The organism is Streptomyces sp. CG4 (genome assembly GCF_041080655.1).
Classification (GTDB): Bacteria; Actinomycetota; Actinomycetes; order Streptomycetales; family Streptomycetaceae; genus Streptomyces.
The window spans coordinates 125,079-141,431 of the sequence record NZ_CP163525.1; the positions used below are offsets into that span (position 1 = coordinate 125,079).

Below are 16,353 nucleotides of genomic sequence, written 5' to 3' on the forward strand. Positions count from 1 at the left end.
GGTGCGGTGCGCTCAGGGCGCCGGGGTTGCGTCCTCGTGCTCCAGGCCGGGCAGCAGCGTGGGCAGCATCGTCGCGAGGATGTCGACGGCGGCGTTCAGCGCCTCCTTGCTCTCGGGCCCCTCGGGTGCGGTACGGGCGAGCACGCCTTCGCAGGCCGCGAGCAGGAAGCTCGCGAGGTTCCGCACCGCGACGCTGTCACGACCAGGGGTCCCGGGCCGTGCCTGCTCGAGGAGCAGGGCGAGGGCGTCGGTGACGGCCCGGTCGTGCACCTGGAGATTTGCGCTGAGCTGCGGGCTGCGGGCCGCGTCGAGCCGGAACTCCAGGAAGAGCAGGATCCAGCCGCGCTCGGCGGGGTCGATCGTGAGGAGTTTGCGGGCCATACGGCGGGCCGAGCCAGGTGTCGCATCGCGCAGCAGGCTCTCCAACCGGTTGAGCCGGCGCGCGGAATGGCGGTCGAAGAGCGCGAGCACGAGGTCCTGCTTGCTCCCGAAGCTGGAGTAGAAGGCACCCCTGGTGTACCCGGCTGCGGCGCACACGTCCTCGATGGTGGTCTGTGCGTATCCGCGCTCGACCAGCACCCGGTCTGCGGCATCGAGCAGCCGCTCCCGGGTGTGTGCCCGCCGCCTTGGTGGGCGCTCGGGGGCGGCGCGCTGCGCGACGGCGCGCTCCGGCGTTCCGGGTTCGCCCGTCGCCGCCGGTTCGGTGTGCTTCGCCGGACCGGTGCCGGTCGTCGTTGACGTGCGGTTCTTCGATGAGGCCACGCCTGGGACGATACAGCACGTATTTAATACATGCTGTATCGAGCCTGGCTCTGGCGCCGAGTTGAGGAGACGAACCGTGACGGGATCCCGCATCACGCGCTGGGCCACCACCAGCCGTCGCGCGTCCCGACCGTCGACGACCTTGCGGCATGGCCGACGCCAGCGACACACGACCGGCTCACCGCGAAGCTGCGGGCGGCCGGCCTCGGAGCCATCGCCGACCTGGGATTCATCGGACTCGACGACAGCGGGCCCGACGCCGACCGGCAGTGCTCAGTGGCTACAAGGCCGCCCGGAACCGGCTCTTGATCCGCGGCCAGAAGCAGGCCAACCAGGCCCTTGCAGCAGTACGGGCCCGGTCGAGTACGGCTTCGCGCACCTGAAGAACTGGCGCGTTCTCAGCAAAGCACGCACCGATCCGAAGTGGGCGACCGCCCTGGTGAGGGCCCTGCTGGTACTGACAAACCGCGAAGTCACCCGCTGACCGACGATCTTCAGCGAAGTCATCCGCCCGCAACCAGCACAAGCATCCCGAACCCCGCGCACACCAGACCCGTGACCAGCAACTTCACGATGCACAGCGCTCCCTGGGGGTTCCCTGGCAATCGGGAGGCCCGTCGGTGTTCGGGGCGGCCCGGCAAGCGGGTGGAGGGGCGGACAGGTCGTTTCTGCCGGCGGTGGAATTCCATCATGGCCGGCCCGCGGAAGGGCGTCGAGGCCAAGGAGGCGGTCGCCGCCCGGCTTCGTGTGCTTGCGGCCGAGCACGGCACCAGAATGCACGTCGTCACCGTCCCGCTTCGGCAACATGTAGCCGGTCGTCCCGGCGATCGACGCAGGCCCGCCCGCTGAGCGGGCCGCCGTCGCGCGTCGCCGCCTGCCGGTGCGGCAGTGCACCCCCATTGGCCTGGCGCAGCGGCTCAGGCGGTCACTGCCCAGTACCGCTGGGGCCGCCCCACCCCGCGGCAGCATGATCAACCCGCCCGGCGCACCTTCACGGCCAACGCACTAGCCACCCTGGTTGCGCGACCGCTTGGGCACCAACGCGGCGAGCACGGCGCTGGTGTCCCGGAGCGACTCGGGCACGAACTCCACTGCCCCGGTCCCGCGAGCTCGGTCCAGTATGTGCCGCTTGGGCCACGAACCCCCGAGGTCCCTGCTCAGCCGGCTTGCGGTCACCATGTCGGAAAGAAACATCATGTGCTCGTCCAGCCGATGCTCTCCGGCTTTGGCCAGGCGCACCGCGTTGATCAACCCTTGCCGCACCGTCGGGTCCGGGTAGTACCGCTCCCGCCGCGCCAGCCCCCTGCCCGGCACGCGCCGGATCAGACCGCGCCCGACCAGCGCGCCGCGATGCTGCAGGAACGCGATACGCCGCCGCCGCACCCACTTGTAGGGCACCACCACCTCGCCCGCGTGCGCCAGTTCAGCCAGCAGTTCATCAACCCAGGCCAGGCCGGTGGAGTCGGCGTTGACCAGCTCGATCTCGGCCCGGTACGGGCGATACGCGTCAAGCCCGAACACGGTGAACTTGCGCGTGCGGACCGCCAGCTTGCCGCGCAGCGCGAGCTCGCCGAGTTCAGCCACCGCGCAGCCAACCTCGGCCTGGCCGGAGTCGATCACCTTTCCGGTCTCGGCGAGTGAGAGCAGAGCGAATTCCTCGGGCAGCGTCAGCAGACCAGCCATGGGCCCATCCTGCACGATGACGGCAGCCGTAAAGAGCGGCTCTGACCCACTTGTTGAGACCCTGTGACGCAGCGTTACAAGCCGATGGGCCGTCTCCTCGGCGTCACGCACCTGTCCCCCACTGCGAGCCGAGGCGGTGCAAGCCGGCATGACGCCAGTTGCCCTGACTGCGGAACGAGTTGGACGGTCAGGCGTCGACCGTCCTGCCTCGGCAACGAGGCGCACACCCGCCAGGCCGACCACGCCCCCGGGCCGCTACGTCTTCTCCGCCCACAAACCGCTACCCAGGAGCTGACCACCGCCCGGCCGGTCCCCGTCGCCACAACCCGCCCCTTGTGCATATGGAGTTCCGCCATGCCCCGACGCCGCGCCCCGCCGCAGCGGCCCGTCGAGATGCGGCCAGGTTCCGTACGGTCCAGGTACGGCGCGGGCGGCTCCGGCATCGCGGTGGCGGAATCCGCCGCGGGCAAGTCCGGCCGCTCGGCGCCGGCCGGAACGGCGCCTACGCGAGCGGCCGTCGACACCTGTGCCCCCACCAGGGCCAGGCCGATTCCGACGGCACCGCGAAACGAGGTCCCGGCAGTGCGGCCGTCGGCCGCCGGTGCGCGATGGCGGCCGTTCATGCGTCGGCTCGCAGCTCGGCCCAGACCGTTTCGCCGGTGCGGGACGGCTGCACCAGCCAGCGGGACGCCGGGGCATCCACCACCGCCAGCCCACGGCCCGACTCGGCGCCCTCGACCGGTTTCCGGCGTGCGATACGGCGCCCTGACGGGTCCGCGACCGACACCCACACCGTGCCTTGCTCGGGGCACTCCAGCGTCAGACGGCACCTGCCCGGCTCATCTGGCTGCGGGCACACCGGACGCGCGTGCTGCACCGCGTTCGTCACCAGCTCCGAGACAACGAGCACGACATCATCCGTCATGCTCTCCAGGCCCCAACAGGCCAGCGTCGTGCACACGCTCATCCGCGCCACGGCCACCGACGACGTGTAGAGCGGCAGCGTCTGCGCATACCCGGGCACCGGACCCGTCAGGGGTTGCAGCGCGGGGGTTCTGGGGGAAGTCGTCGTGGTCATCGTCGTCTCTTCGTCGTCTCGGTGCCCGCCGGCCCCCTCGAGGGTGGGAGGAACCGGCGGAGCCGCTCGGTTGCCGGTCCACTCGACACCGATCCGATCGACACCGATCCGAACACCAAGCAGGCCCCGCCCCGTGCGCCTGCTGCCACCGCCCCATGTCGATGAGGTCCTCGACCACACGGCGGACCTGGGCCTCGGTGACCTCGGCGACATCATCGGCCGACCTCAGCCGCAGCGCGTCCAGGATCTGGCACCACGAGGTCCGGCCCGGCTCCAGCGCGGCGACGGACGAATTGGGCCAGCTGGGTACGAACTGGTCCGATGAGCGTCCACTGCGGTCGTAGACATGGCAAAACGGGCGGTCCGCACCGGTCGGCGCGTCCGGCCGGAGCCAGTGGCTGACGTCCACCGCCAGGGCCAGGCTCCCGTCGGCGGCCTCGGGCTGCGGCAGCCCAGCCAGCACCTGCCGCAACGACGGCACATCGACGTTCCCGCTGTTCAGTGCGTCGTACATCGCGCCGTGCCCACGCCAGTACTCGGCCGTCAAAGTGAGGTCCACCGGTGTGGCCACCGGCCCGTCCGCGCACAGCAACACGTCGGTCAGCTCGAACAGTGTGTCCCCGCGCGTGGGCATGCAGTCGAAGAAGTCGTCCCGAGAGCGTGACGCTTCCGCGAACGCTTCCCGCCGGGCGTCAAGTTGCTGCAGGCTCATCCCTACGGCCTTCGTGGTGGTTCGGTGCGTTCCTTGGCCGGAGCACAGAATCGGACGAAGGCCGCCCATGTGTCTGATGAATTCCCACCTAGGGAGACGATTCGACTCGACAGGGCTCGCGCGGCCAACTGAGGTCGCGACTGAAGGGGCAGCGGTGAGGGGCAGATGGTGGCGCATGCAGGGCGACAGCCAGATCGGCGAACTACGACACTACGCAACTGATCAGCCGACGTTCCTGTGCCGCTTTACCCCCGGCCCCGGATGGGAGGCAGTCCGCACGCGGTTCGAACGCTGGGCAGCCGTGCACGGCCCAGATGCCGACGGAAGCCGGACCGCGCAAGTCATCAAGCCCATCACGGACCTCGGACTGACGCTGGTCCCCGAAGACGACGGCGAACCCATGGCTCTGTTCAAGGAGTGCATCGTCCGTATTGATGGCGATACCGCTCGTGTGCGCTGTTGACCCCGACGAAGTCTCAGAGCATAACGAACAAGCTAAGGGAGAACGGAGAGTACCCGCAGACCAGGGGCTAGTCCGTTGTTTTCCCGCGAGTACACCGGGAGCCCTTGGGAGATCTGGCGACAGTTGAATAGGCGAGCTCACCAGTCCCAAGGCTGAAGCTGAGACGGAGCACTTCCGGTACTCGGATCACACCGCACTCCGGGCGGCATCGTCCCACGTCAGCGATATCCGTTGTTTTTGCGGCCGTCACCAGTCGGCGACCCTGCACCCGGATCGTGATGCCACCAGCTCCTCCTCACCTCTCCAGGTACCGCCGGCCCCTCATCTTCCCCAACCACGCCACCGAGCCCCCTGAACCTCCCGCATCGCTTGCGCCACCTCCGGGTGCGTCACCGCAACCTGGTCCACCAACCGCCCCATCTCCTCCTCGTATTCGGAGAACAACGCCAAACGTACGTCGACCGCCTCCTGCAACCCCATCCCCGGACGAGAACGCTGCACGATCCGGGCCGCATGCACGTAGTCACATTTCTCTGCATGCGTGACCGCCATGTCATACAAATCCAGCACGATCCCCATGGACCGTCCCGACAAGAACATGGCCTGCTCAAAATCTTCCCGTCCCGCCAGCTCCTCCACGTCGGCCGCAAGCTCCGGACTCGTACACACCAACAACACATGCATCAGCGGCATTGAACCGCCCCGGGTTCGGTAGAGATCTCAGTTGGTGGCTGTGAGCTGGGGTTTCGTGGTTGCTCGGTAGTAGTTGGCTTCGTATTCGGCGGGTGGTATGTGCCCTATCTCACCGTGGAGCCGACGGTGATTGTACCAGTCGACCCACTCGGCGGTGGCGAGTTCGACGTGTGAGAGCGTCTTCCACGGCCTCTGCGGTTTGATGACCTCGGTCTTGTACAGGCCGATCGTCGACTCCATAAGGGCGTTGTCATACGCATCGCCGACCGAGCCGATGGAGGCCGCGATCCGGGCGGCATCGAGGTGTTCGGCCAGGCGGAACGACGTGTATTGACCGAGTTCAACCAGTCGTAGCAACACTCCTGATCAGAGGGTGAGTTGTGGGACGACCAGCGGGTTGGATGGCGGAGTTGACGGGGCGGTCACCGATGAAGTCTCCGGGGCGGCCCTCGACTCGGCGCGAGATCGAGCGGCTGTTCTGGGGCGAGATCGCCAAGGGCCTGACAAGTGAGGATGCGGCGGTCGCTGTCGGAGCCGCGCCAGCGGTGGGAACGCGGTGGTTCCGACACGCTGGCGGGATGCCGCAGATCAGCCTGACCGTCTCGGGCCGTTATCTCTCGTTCGCCGAACGGGAGGAGATCGCTCTGCTGCGCGTGCAGGGCGCCGGGGTACGGGAGATCGCCGGACGGCTGGGCCGGTCACCATCGACGATCTCCCGGGAACTGCGGCGCAACGCGGCCACCCGCGGCGGCAGACTGGAGTACCGGGCCTCGGTCGCGCTGTGGAAGGCCGACCTCGTGGCACGGCGCCCCAAGGAGGCGAAGCTGGCCGCGAATGAGCGGCTGCGGAAGTATGTCCAGGACCGCTTGCTGGGCGTGATCCGAGGCCCGGACGGTGGGGCGTACCCCGGTCCGCAGGTGCCCGAGTGGAAGGGGCGCAACGAGCCGCATCGTAATGATCGCCGGTGGGCGAATGCCTGGAGCCCGGAGCAGATCTCTGCCCGACTGAAGATCGATTTTCCCGAGGACGAGTCCATGCGGATCAGCCACGAAGCGATCTACCAGGCCCTTTATGTCGAGAGCCGCGGCGGCCTCAAACGTGAGCGCGTAGCCTGCCTTCGCACCGGCCGCGCCTTGCGTGTCCCACGGGCGAGGGCCCGCAACAAGCCGGGCGGTCACGTCACCGCGGAGGTATTGATCAGCCAGCGGCCTGCTGAAGCAGCCGACCGTGCGGTGCCCGGACACTGGGAAGGTGACCGTGCGACACGAAGCCGCACGAATACGAGTGGACTGACCGATTGGAGAGGCAGTTGATGAAGCTGTAGGTGCAGTCACGGGTCCGTGTCCGTATGACCCGTCCCCGCCCTTGACGTGCGATGCCGGTAACGGCGTGGTGCGAAGCTCAGGGGAAAGCCCAAGGACTCCTGTTCCATCCGGGAGTTACCGGCAAGGGGAAGACCGGACGGGTGAACGCAAGTGAACTCCCGATGATGCCTCGTGATCCCAAGCCCCGCCGATGGAAGGTTCCAGCGGGGTGCATGGCTGGCCGCTGAGAAGCGGCAGGCGCTGGCCGGCATAGGTCACTCCGGCCAGGTGGACACCGCCGCCTCGGGGTTAAGGGAGCACCCACCCCGGTCGCATCTCATTCGTGTGGAACGTGGAAACCCCGTTGGGGTCCGGTCCTTCGCGGCCCGGTCGGCTGACCGAGAGGAAGGCTCAACTCCCCAGCGGGAACAGGATGGCCCAAGAAGCCAATGCCGGAAGCCGAAAGGAAACGGGAACCCGGGGCAGCATGACCAGCCTCTCCGCCGGTCGCCCCGCATAACCGTCCGGATACGGGTGTCTGCCCGGACCCGAAAGGGTGCTGACGTGGGCCAGGTGAGCCTGTGCGGACTCACTGGACAAAGACGACGGAACCGAGGGACAAGTTGGACGCCATGACGGACACGGACGGAGCGGCTGTGCCCGTTCCGTCCGCCGTGACGGTGAACGGACCCGAGGACGAAGACCTGGACTGGGCGTCGGTCGACTGGCGTCGGGTCGAGGAGGACGTACGGCGTCTGCGGCAGAGGATCTTCACGGCGTCGCAGGCAGGGGACCTGAAGAAGGTCCGCAGCTTGCAGAAGCTGATGCTCCGGTCCCGGTCGAACACGCTCCTGAGCGTGCGGCGGGTCACGGAGATCAACGCGGGACGCGCGACGGCGGGAGCCGACGGGAAGGTGGTGCTTATGTCCCCGTCCAAGGCCATGCTGGCCGACTGGGTCCAGCACCGAGCCCGACCGTGGATCCCCAAGCCCGTCAAGCGGGTGTTCATCCCCAAACCGGGGACCACGAAGAAGCGCGGCCTCGGGATTCCGACGGTCACGGCATAGTGCCCGATCGTCCAGGCCGTCTTTGGGTTTTGTGACGGTGACGCATCCGTTCCACGCGATGGCGGGTGAGCGTCTGGAGATTCTTTACGCCAAGCGCCGGGGTGGTGCGCTGGTGTTCGTGTGTGCGTACGGGGTGGCCCGGACCGTGACGCTGCCGCAGGCGTGGACGGATCGTGGGGAGGTGCCGTTGGACCACCGGCTCTCGGTTGAACAGCTGTGTGCTGCACGGGAGCTGGCGGATGCGCTCCTCCGCCGGGGTGAGCGAGTGGTGGGCGGGGCATCGTGAAGGCGGCGGGGATGGGCCGGTCGCGGGCCTCGGTGAGGCCAGGGGCGAGGGCTGATGCCGCAGGTGGGTGCGTTGTGCGAGCAGGTGATGGTGCTGGCCAACATGGCCGAGTCGGCGCTGGGTGGCGGCCGTGAACGGGCTGTCGAAGATCACGGCGTCGCACCGGTCGAGGACGGCGGCGGTCTACCTTCGGCAGTCGACGTATGTGCAGGTCCGCGACAACACCGAGTCCACGCTGCGTCAGTACGACCTGGTGGAGAGGGCCGTGGAGCTGGGGTGGGCCCGTGAGGACGTGCTCGTCATCGACGCGGACCTGGGCCGCTCGGCGAAGTTCGGGACGGAACGCCTGGGGTTTCGGGACCTGGTCGCGCAGGTCTGCCTGGGCGAGGTGGGGGCGGTCTTCGGGCTGGAGGTGAGTCGGCTGGCCCGGTCCTCGGCGGACTTCGCCCGCCTGCTGGAGCTGGCCCGCCTCACCAACGCGCTGCTGGTCGACGCCGACGGCGTCTACGATCTCGCGGACATCAACGACCGCCTCCTGCTCGGGCTGAAGGGCAGCATGTCAGAGGCGGAGCTGCACATCCTCGCCGGCCGGCTGCACGGAGCGAAGCGGGCCGCGGCCGAGCGGGGCGAGCTGCGGTTCCCGTTGCCGGTCGGCTATGTCTACGACGACGAGGGCATGTGTGTGCTCGACCCGGACCAGGAGGTGCAGGCCGCGATCGCGGACGTGTTCGCCGTGTTCCAGGAGCAGGGCTCGGCGTTCAAGGTGGTCGGCGAGTTCGTCGGGCGGCGTTTTCCGTTGCGCGCCTACGGTGGCATCTGGGCCGGTCAGCTGCGCTGGGGCAAGCTCACGCACTCTCGGGTGCTGGGGGTGCTGCGCAATCCGAGCTATGCGGGCACCTATGTTTATGGCCGGTACGTCACCCGGCGCACCGTCCGCCCGGACGGCAGCGTGAACACCGGGATCGTGCTGCGGCCCCGTGAGGAGTGGCCGATCGTGCTGCACGATCACCACGAGGGCTACATCGGCTGGGCCGACTACCTGGCCATCGAGGCGAAGCTCAAGGCGAACTGCACGCACGACGGGGCCCGCCCGCCGCGCGAGGGGCTGGCCTTGTGTCAGGGGATCATGTTCTGCGGCTCGTGCGGACGGCCCATGACCACGCGCTATTACGAGCATCAGCAGGCGGCTTATGGATGTTCGTCGTCCCGCGCCGACCACGAGGCCACCGCGACCTGCCGTTCGATCCGGGCCGACGCGGTCGACGAGCCGGTGGCCCGGCTGCTGCTGAGTGCCCTGTCCCCGGGGCAGATCGAGCGGGCCCTGGCCGCCGCCGACGAGGTCACCGTCCGCCACGGCCGCTCTCATCGGGCAGCCGAACTGGCGGTGGAGCGGGCCCGGTTCGATGCCCAGCGCGCCGAGCGCGCCTTCAACGCGGTCGAGCCGGAGAACCGGCTGGTCGCCCGCACACTGGAGTCCCGTTGGGAGGCCCGGCTGGCCGCTCTAACCGAGGCAGAGGCCGCGCTTGCCCAGGTCCGCGAGGCCCGGCCGGCACTGCCGGACCGCGACGGGCTGCGGGCGCTCGCTGCTGATCTGCCCGGGCTGTGGTGGGCTGCCACGACCAAGGACCGGGACCGCAAGCGGCTGCTGCGGACCATGATCTCGGACATCACGCTGCTGCCTGAGACGGACCGCACCCGGGCCCGGATCGGGGTGCGCTGGCACACCGGCGCCACCGACATCCTCGACATCCGCCGCCCACACACGTCCGCCCAGAACCGCAAGACCCCAGCTGCGGCACGGGAGTTGATCGCCCGGCTCAGCCCCAGCCACAGCAACACCGAGATCACCGCCGAGCTCGCCCGGGCCGGGCTGACCACCGGCACCGGCCAGCCCTACACCGTCACGGCCGTCAAGTGGATCCGCTACACCTACAAGATCCCCTCCTCGTCGCCGTTCGGCGACGGGGAGATCGGCGTCGACGAGGCCGCGAAAATCCTCGGGATCACCGCGAATGCCGTCTACTACTGGCTCACCCATGACCGCCTGACGGGCCGCAAAGATGCCTCCGGACGATGGTGCATCCCATGGAACCAGCAGGTCGAGGCCGACTGCCGCCGCCAGATCGATGCCTCCGGCCACCTCGTCCCACGAGAGAGCCTCCCGCACGGGATGCAACCCGATGAACTCACCATCCAACGGACTGCCGACCGCCTGGGCGTGAACTGCCATGTCCTCTACTACTGGATCCGCATCGGCCGGCTCACCGCGCGCAAGGGTCCGGACGGCCGCTGGTGCATCCCCTGGGACGCACACGTCGAGACCTGCTGCCGAATCTGGCTCGCACACCCGGAACAGTTCGCTGCCCGCGGGGTCGGCAGCCGTCCGCTGCCGGCCAGCGACACGGCCGACGCCGAGTTAAGCATCCAGCAGGTGGCAGCCCGCCTGGGAGTACTCCCCGCTGCGATCGCCTACCAGGTCAAGGCCGGACGACTTGCGGCCAGGCACCGCGGCAACGGACGCGTCGCGATCCCCTGGAACACCACAGTCGAAGCCGATCTCCGCACACAGCTGACCCGGCTCAAACATCCCGGCCCTACCGGTCCCGGCAGTCACCCGCTGCCCGCCGACGTCGCCGCCCGCGGCGAGATCAGCGTCCAGGACGCCGCCGCGCGGCTCGGCATCCGGCCCGGCACCATCTATCACTGGATCTACTGCGGCGACCTCACCGCCCATCGAACCGCCAACGGCCGGGTCGGCATCCCCTGGACCGCCGGCGTCGAGGCGGCCTGCCGCCAACGCGCCCTGAAATGCACGAAATTCACCCCCCAATCCCGAACGAGTACAGCAGGAGGGGCAGTATGAAGCCACCATGCCCGTGATCGTCGACCGGTGCCTGCAAGCCTCGGCACTGAGCGCGCTGGAACCCGAGTGGGAAGCGCGGTTCGAGCCGAAGTCGTACGGCTTCCGGCCCGGCCGCGGCTGTCACGACGCGATCGGGGCCATCTACTCCACGCTCAACGGGAAGAACCCGCAACGTGTGTGGGTACTCGACGCGGATCTGACGGCGGCGTTCGACCGTATCGACCACGACCGGCTCATGGCTGCGCTCGGCACTTTCCCCGCCCGGGGACTGGTCCGGCAGTGGCTGAAGGCCGGGGCCGTGGACCGAGGCCGGTTCGCCCCGACCGAGGCGGGAACTCCGCAGGGCGGAGTGATCAGCCCGCTGCTCTTCAACGTGGCTCTGCACGGGATGGAGGAAGCCGCAGGAGTCCGCTACTACACGACCGGCCGAGACGCTGGAAGTGCGCAGAGCGGAAGCCCGGTGCTGGTGAGATACGCAGATGATTTTGTCGCGATGTGCACCAGCCGTGAGCAGGCCGAACAGGTCAAGGAACGGCTGGCCGCATGGCTGACGCCCAGGGGGCTCGCCTTCCACGAGGACAAGACACGCATCGTCCACGCGGAAAGCGGGTTCGACTTCCTGGGGTTCAACGTCCGCCGCTATCACGGCAAGCTGCTGATCAAGCCGAGCACAGCGGCCCAACGACGGATCCGGGAACGGCTGAGCACCGAGATGCTGGCCCTGCGAGGGGCCAACGCGGGTGCGGTACTCAAGAAGATCAACCCGATCGTGCGGGGCTGGTCGGCCTACTACCGGACGGTGGTGTCCAGCGAGGTCTTCACCGCGCTGGACAATCACATGTGGAAGCTCGCTTACAAGTGGGCCAAACACAGCCACCCGAACAAGCCGAAGCACTGGATATCCGACAAGTACTTCGGCCGGTTCAACAAGGCCAGGAAGGACCGGTGGGTGTTCGGCGACCGCATCAGCGGCGCCTATCTCCTCAAGTTCTCCTGGACGAAGATCGTCCGGCACCAGTTGGTCAAGGGCAGGGCGTCCCCGGACGCCCCGGCGCTGGAGTCGTACTGGGCCGAGCGGCGTCGCAAAGGACCACCCCCGCCGGTCGACGGCATGACCGTGCGCCTGCTCCAGGCACAACAAGGTCGCTGCCCGATCTGTGGAGGACTCTTGCTGCACGCTGACCACCCGCCGCGAGGCCCACAGGACTGGGAAGCATGGCGGGCCGTCCTCAGGAAGGCGATCTCCAAGCAGTACGTCGCATTCCCGGGCGGGGGCTCGCCGGACGATCAGCGAATCCGTCTCCTCCACACCCACTGTCAACGGCGGAATGGAGCCGCCGATCCGACAAACCTCGCACCTTCTCCTGACCGCAAGCCCTCGGGGCTTGCTTGAGCCGTGTGCGGTGAACAGCTGCTTGCACGGTTCTGAGGGGGCGGGGACGCAGCAATGCGTCCCCGCTACCCGACTCATCATCGGGCTGAACCGGTCGGCGACCGGCACGCTCGTGGAACGCACCACCCGCTACACGATGCTGGTTCACCTGCCACGGGCCGAGGGCTACGGCACGATCCCGCGCACCAAGAACGGGCCCGCGCTGGCCGGCTACGGCGCCGTCGCCATGAAGGACGCCCTGGCCACCACGATGTCCACGCTGCCCGACCAGCTTCGCCGGTCACTGACCTGGGACCGCGGGAAGGAACTCTCCGCTCACGCCCAACTCACCATCGAGACCGGACTACCGGTCTACTTCGCCGACCCGCACGCTCCCTGGCAGCGCGCCACGAACGAAAACACCAACGGCCTGCTACGCCAGTACTTTCCGAGGGCACCCAAGGGCACCGACCTGTCCAGATGGAGCGCCGACGAGCTGGCAGCCATCGCCTCGGTCCTCAACTCCCGCCCCCGCAAGACCCTCGATTGGAAGACCCCCGCCGAAGCCCTCGACGGCTATCTACAATCAGCGCAAGCCAGCGTTGCGACGATCAGTTGAATCCGCCCTGGGCGCCGTGGTCCGCGTGGTGAACCAGCTCGCCGGGGACGGGTGGGCGGCCTTCACGGTCGCGCTGCCACAGACCCATGTCCAGTGTGTCGAGGACGAGTTGGGTCTCCTTCGACATCGCGGCGGACCAGCCGACGATGCGGCGGGAGAAGGTGTCCGCGACGAAGGCGACGTAGACGACGCCCGTCCCCGCGGCGACGTGAGTGAAGTCGGCTACCCAGGTGCGGTTGGGGGCCGGGGCGACGAAGTCGCGATCCAGGCGGTCCGGGGCCCTGGCGGCGGCCGGGTCCGAGATGGTGGTGATCACCTTCTTGCCGCGCACTGCTCCGGCGATGCCGATCTCGCGCATCAGGCGTTCGACGGTGCAGCGGGCCACGTCATGGCCCTTCCGGTTCAGTGCCCGCCAGATCTTCCGGGCCCCGTATACGCGGTAGTTGGTCTCGTGGACCTCCTTGATCAGGGTCTTGAGTTCCTCGTCCCGCACCGATCGCGGCGAGGGCGACGTGAGGCGTTTCTTGCAGGCGTAGTAGGTGGAGAGGGCGATCTTGCAGCCGTGCTGGGTCAGCACGCGGCAGATCGGCTCGACACCGCCGAAGCGGTCCCGGTGCTCGTCGATGAACGCTACGAGCGTGTGTGGCCGGTCGAGCTCGGCCGCGAAGAAACTCGCCGCGGCCTTCAGGATCTCGTTGGCTCGCCTGAGTTCGGCGATCTCCTTCTTCATCGCCTTGATCTGCGCGGACTCCTCCGTCGTCGTCCCCGGACGCTGTCCGGAGTCGATCTGGTCCTGCCGGACCCATTTGCGCAGCGTCTCGCGCGAGCCGATGCCCAGCTTCGTCATGACCGCGTTGATCGCGGCGGACTCGTTCGGGTAGTCACCGCGGACCTCGGCGACCATGCGCACCGCGCGCTTGCGCAGCTCAGGCGGGTAGGAGGAGGGACGTGCCATGACTCTGATCCTTACATTGAATCGAGTCTCCATTCGCACCGGGGCGGTTCACATCGCTGCATTCGTCTGCCGCAAGGCCATGTACCCCTCCAGCGTCACCGCCTCCTGCTTGATCTCGATCTCCCGCAGTCGCCGCGTCACCTCGATCCACTCCAGGAACCTTCCCAGCGCCATCTTCCGACTCTCCACACCATGGCGTTCCGCCACAGCAAGAAGATCCGCAACGACGTCATACCCCTCCACCTTTTCTCCAAGGAACGCCGACTCCAACCGATCCAGAAAGAGCGCCACCTTCCGGGGATCCGTCGAATTGTCGACGACATCGTCCAACATGACCCAGAAAGAGTAGAATCGCGCCATCACTTTCACCGAAGACAGCTCCCCTGTCGGATAGACGTATGCGCAGTAGTACGCACCACAGTCAACGTAAAATCCGTGGGTGACGTCGTCGGTCTTCTCGGCCAGCCACTGAAGCCGACGCTCGTAGTACTCCTCACAAGCCCGCCGCACCTCGGGATACTCCGGATGTAGCCGAGAGGGGAAACGCGAAACGAGGACCGGAACACTGACACTCATGAATTCCTCCCTGAAAAACTGCGTCCACCTCAGACGAGTTGCCATGAGAACCGGCCAGTCACTTCTAGGCGCTTGACCAATGGCCGGCACTGGGTGAAGGCGGCATCGCTCTCGGTATGGATCGCCTCGATGTGCCGTTGGAGGAGATATGCCTGGCCTCGTTAATGGTCTCGGTGAAAGACTTCACCAGCAGGGCTGCCTGCTCGTCTGTCAATTACCCTCATGCCTGGAGCCTCGTTCGTCCGTCATCTGCTCAACGTAGCGACGCCGGTCATACCGCGTCCGGCGAAGCGGCCACGCTCCCCCGGATCACGCCTGTTTCCTGTTTCTGGCCTACTCCGGCTGCCCGCCAACATCTGGCGTGACCGCCCTACTGGAGAGGCGCCCGCAGACCCAAGCGGACAGAGGTTAAAGGACAAGTTCAGCCCTCGAATTGGTCCCAGAGACGGAGATGGGGACTTGCTGGGAGCGGATCTGGGAGAAGACTGGGACGAGCCTGGTACGTCAGCCTCCAAGGAGATCGAGCACGGCACGCTGGTGGACGGCGTACACCGTGGGGAGTTCAGCGAGGTGGGCTGCCAGCGCGTCTTCCCAGGCAGCTCCCAGTCCATCCCAGGACGCAGCCGCTCGAGATCGAACCAAGGATCCAGCGGCTCGTGCGCCCACAGGGCCGCGGTCACCGCCTCCGCAGCGTGGAAGTCGCGCCGGGAGTAGCTGACGAAGACCTTCCGCGGCCGACCGCCACCCGCGCCCCGGGCCACTGCCGCGGAGCCTCGGCGGTGCAGTCCCCCAGCACAAGATCCCTCCCCCGGGAAAAGCCGCACCAGTCTGCCCGCCGGCATGCCGTGCGATCAACGGCCATAACTCGGAGAGAACCCGGGGATGCTGCGATCGGGTAGCGTGCCTGTGGAGCCCTGCCTAACATCACCTGTCATGACTGCTAAAGCCGAGCCCCCGCCGGAGCCCGATGTCACGCTCACCAGCCCAGCCGAGTTGTTGGCGGGCTATCTGGATTTCTACCGTGACGCCGTGCTGCGCAAGCTGGACGGCCTGACCGACGAGGAGTTGCGGGGCAGCCTGCTGCCATCCGGCTGGGCGCCGCTGGAGCTGTTGAAGCATCTGGCCTATGTGGAGCTGCGCTGGCTGCAGTGGGGTTTCGCCGGCCAACAGGTCGAACAGCCGTGGGGCGATATGGAAGCCCGGGGCGGCAGATGGCGCGTCGAGGCGGGTGAAACCGTCGAGGATGTGACGGCGTTCTTCCGCGCCCAGTGCGAGCGATCCCGCGCGATCGTCTCCGGCGCGCGGCTGGAGGACCGGATGGCCACTCTCGGCGGCCGGGTCCCGCCGGAGGAGGAGCGGCCAACGCTGATCTGGGTTCTGTTCCATTTGCTCCAGGAGTACGCGAGGCATGTCGGGCACCTTGACATCGTCCGGGAGATCGCCGACGGCGTCACGGGCGAGTAGCCGGAGAAAGAGGCAGTGTCCCACCGGCTCTCACGTCTACAAGCTCGGCGGCACGTGGAGGGAATTGATCCGCGCAGAGGATGTCCGCAGTGTCTGGTTCGAGGACGGTCTGCGCACGCTCACCGCTCAGTTTGCCGGCCGGGACGAGCCTGTGCCCCTGCGCGCTGGCCGCAGCTCTTCCTCCCCCCGGTCCGCCGCTGCCCGACCTTTTCGACATGGAGTTCGTCGAAGCGTCGGCGCTGCCCTTCAGCGTCCTGAGCCGGCTCTCGTCATCATTCCTCGCTGGCTTGACGGCGCGATGACCTGGCAGACGATGACCAGCAAGGAGTACGCCGCGTTGACGGACGAGCTCCGCCGTTCCGGGTGGCGAGGCCTGATACCGGACGGCACCGGTGGCACGGCCGGGGCGTAAGGGGCGATTGACGCGGCCCGGCAGACGATACTGGCTCTATCGTC

12 protein-coding genes and 5 pseudogenes are annotated in these 16,353 nt (G+C 67.7%); 9 read left to right on the forward strand and 8 right to left on the reverse strand.

All coding sequences use genetic code 11. The features are described from left to right. Positions 1-12 precede the first annotated feature (12 nt). Positions 13-762: a TetR/AcrR family transcriptional regulator gene (locus AB5L52_RS00640; protein ID WP_369362225.1), complete on the reverse strand. Its 750-nt coding sequence runs from the start codon at positions 760-762 to the stop codon at positions 13-15. Positions 763-930: 168 nt separating this feature from the next. Between AB5L52_RS00640 and AB5L52_RS00645 the strand changes: the two are divergent. Continuing rightward, a pseudogene (locus AB5L52_RS00645) lies at positions 931-1,246 on the forward strand (transposase family protein); the annotation flags it as partial. A gap of 521 nt (positions 1,247-1,767) precedes the next feature. Here AB5L52_RS00645 and AB5L52_RS00650 read toward each other — a convergent pair. The 3 genes and pseudogenes from AB5L52_RS00650 to AB5L52_RS00660 form a co-directional block, all read right to left on the reverse strand. Then, complete coding sequence (locus AB5L52_RS00650) at positions 1,768-2,445, reverse strand: GPP34 family phosphoprotein (RefSeq protein WP_351577428.1); 678 nt, start codon at positions 2,443-2,445, stop codon at positions 1,768-1,770. A gap of 619 nt (positions 2,446-3,064) precedes the next feature. Further along, entirely contained in the window at positions 3,065-3,523 is a 459-nt protein-coding gene (locus tag AB5L52_RS00655; RefSeq protein WP_369362226.1) for an ATP-binding protein, read from the reverse strand. Positions 3,524-3,581: 58 nt separating this feature from the next. Beyond that, positions 3,582-4,235 (reverse strand): annotated as a pseudogene (locus tag AB5L52_RS00660) (transposase); the annotation flags it as partial. Between the two features lie 175 nt (positions 4,236-4,410). On the opposite strand from AB5L52_RS00660, the gene AB5L52_RS00665 reads away from it, so the two are divergent. Beyond that, positions 4,411-4,698: a hypothetical protein gene (locus AB5L52_RS00665; RefSeq protein WP_351577434.1), complete on the forward strand. Its 288-nt coding sequence runs from the start codon at positions 4,411-4,413 to the stop codon at positions 4,696-4,698. A gap of 321 nt (positions 4,699-5,019) precedes the next feature. Here the strand turns inward: AB5L52_RS00665 and AB5L52_RS00670 are convergent, their stop codons facing one another. Together AB5L52_RS00670 and AB5L52_RS00675 are read right to left on the reverse strand one after the other, a co-directional pair. Next, the gene (locus AB5L52_RS00670) at positions 5,020-5,391 is read right to left on the reverse strand and encodes a hypothetical protein (protein ID WP_369362227.1); all 372 of its coding nucleotides are present in this window, start codon (positions 5,389-5,391) and stop codon (positions 5,020-5,022) included. Between the two features lie 27 nt (positions 5,392-5,418). Then, positions 5,419-5,670, reverse strand: a pseudogene (locus AB5L52_RS00675) (integrase core domain-containing protein); the annotation flags it as partial. Between the two features lie 122 nt (positions 5,671-5,792). Between AB5L52_RS00675 and AB5L52_RS00680 the strand changes: the two are divergent. The 6 genes and pseudogenes from AB5L52_RS00680 to AB5L52_RS00705 form a co-directional block, all read left to right on the forward strand. After that, a pseudogene (locus AB5L52_RS00680) lies at positions 5,793-6,647 on the forward strand (transposase); the annotation flags it as partial. Positions 6,648-7,327: 680 nt separating this feature from the next. Continuing rightward, complete coding sequence (locus AB5L52_RS00685; protein WP_351579170.1) at positions 7,328-7,762, forward strand: reverse transcriptase N-terminal domain-containing protein; 435 nt, start codon at positions 7,328-7,330, stop codon at positions 7,760-7,762. 37 nt (positions 7,763-7,799) lie between these two features. Beyond that, a complete protein-coding gene (locus AB5L52_RS00690) occupies positions 7,800-8,048 on the forward strand; it encodes a DUF5372 family protein (RefSeq protein ID WP_369362228.1) in 249 nt (82 codons plus the stop codon). Positions 8,049-8,178: 130 nt separating this feature from the next. Next, positions 8,179-10,911 carry a recombinase family protein gene (locus tag AB5L52_RS00695; protein ID WP_369362229.1) on the forward strand — a complete coding sequence of 911 codons (2,733 nt, stop codon included), beginning with the start codon at positions 8,179-8,181 and terminating at the stop codon, positions 10,909-10,911. Between the two features lie 7 nt (positions 10,912-10,918). Then, the gene (locus tag AB5L52_RS00700; protein WP_369362230.1) at positions 10,919-12,304 is read left to right on the forward strand and encodes a reverse transcriptase domain-containing protein; all 1,386 of its coding nucleotides are present in this window, start codon (positions 10,919-10,921) and stop codon (positions 12,302-12,304) included. A gap of 73 nt (positions 12,305-12,377) precedes the next feature. Next, positions 12,378-12,902, forward strand: a pseudogene (locus tag AB5L52_RS00705) (IS30 family transposase); the annotation flags it as partial. On the opposite strand, the gene AB5L52_RS00710 reads toward AB5L52_RS00705, so the two are convergent. Then, positions 12,895-13,857, reverse strand: coding sequence for an IS3 family transposase (locus tag AB5L52_RS00710; protein ID WP_351579158.1), 963 nt, complete (start codon positions 13,855-13,857; stop codon positions 12,895-12,897). The pseudogene AB5L52_RS00705 and the gene AB5L52_RS00710 overlap by 8 nt on opposite strands. A 48-nt stretch (positions 13,858-13,905) precedes the next feature. Continuing rightward, positions 13,906-14,433 carry a hypothetical protein gene (locus AB5L52_RS00715; RefSeq protein ID WP_351579155.1) on the reverse strand — a complete coding sequence of 176 codons (528 nt, stop codon included), beginning with the start codon at positions 14,431-14,433 and terminating at the stop codon, positions 13,906-13,908. Between the two features lie 933 nt (positions 14,434-15,366). On the opposite strand from AB5L52_RS00715, the gene AB5L52_RS00720 reads away from it, so the two are divergent. After that, the gene (locus tag AB5L52_RS00720; protein ID WP_351029535.1) at positions 15,367-15,897 is read left to right on the forward strand and encodes a DinB family protein; all 531 of its coding nucleotides are present in this window, start codon (positions 15,367-15,369) and stop codon (positions 15,895-15,897) included. Positions 15,898-16,353: the final 456 nt, after the last annotated feature.

What these genes read in the sequence shown, in the direction of transcription:
- AB5L52_RS00670 (WP_369362227.1), bottom strand. Translation starts at nt 5,391, where the DNA reads ATGCCGCTGATGCATGTGTTGTTGGTGTGTACGAGTCCGGAGCTTGCG.
- AB5L52_RS00665 (WP_351577434.1), top strand. Translation starts at nt 4,411, where the DNA reads ATGCAGGGCGACAGCCAGATCGGCGAACTACGACACTACGCAACTGAT.
- AB5L52_RS00715 (WP_351579155.1), bottom strand. Translation starts at nt 14,433, where the DNA reads ATGAGTGTCAGTGTTCCGGTCCTCGTTTCGCGTTTCCCCTCTCGGCTA.
- AB5L52_RS00655 (WP_369362226.1), bottom strand. Translation starts at nt 3,523, where the DNA reads ATGACCACGACGACTTCCCCCAGAACCCCCGCGCTGCAACCCCTGACG.
- AB5L52_RS00650 (WP_351577428.1), bottom strand. Translation starts at nt 2,445, where the DNA reads ATGGCTGGTCTGCTGACGCTGCCCGAGGAATTCGCTCTGCTCTCACTC.
- AB5L52_RS00700 (WP_369362230.1), top strand. Translation starts at nt 10,919, where the DNA reads ATGCCCGTGATCGTCGACCGGTGCCTGCAAGCCTCGGCACTGAGCGCG.
- AB5L52_RS00720 (WP_351029535.1), top strand. Translation starts at nt 15,367, where the DNA reads ATGACTGCTAAAGCCGAGCCCCCGCCGGAGCCCGATGTCACGCTCACC.
- AB5L52_RS00710 (WP_351579158.1), bottom strand. Translation starts at nt 13,857, where the DNA reads ATGGCACGTCCCTCCTCCTACCCGCCTGAGCTGCGCAAGCGCGCGGTG.
- AB5L52_RS00685 (WP_351579170.1), top strand. Translation starts at nt 7,328, where the DNA reads ATGACGGACACGGACGGAGCGGCTGTGCCCGTTCCGTCCGCCGTGACG.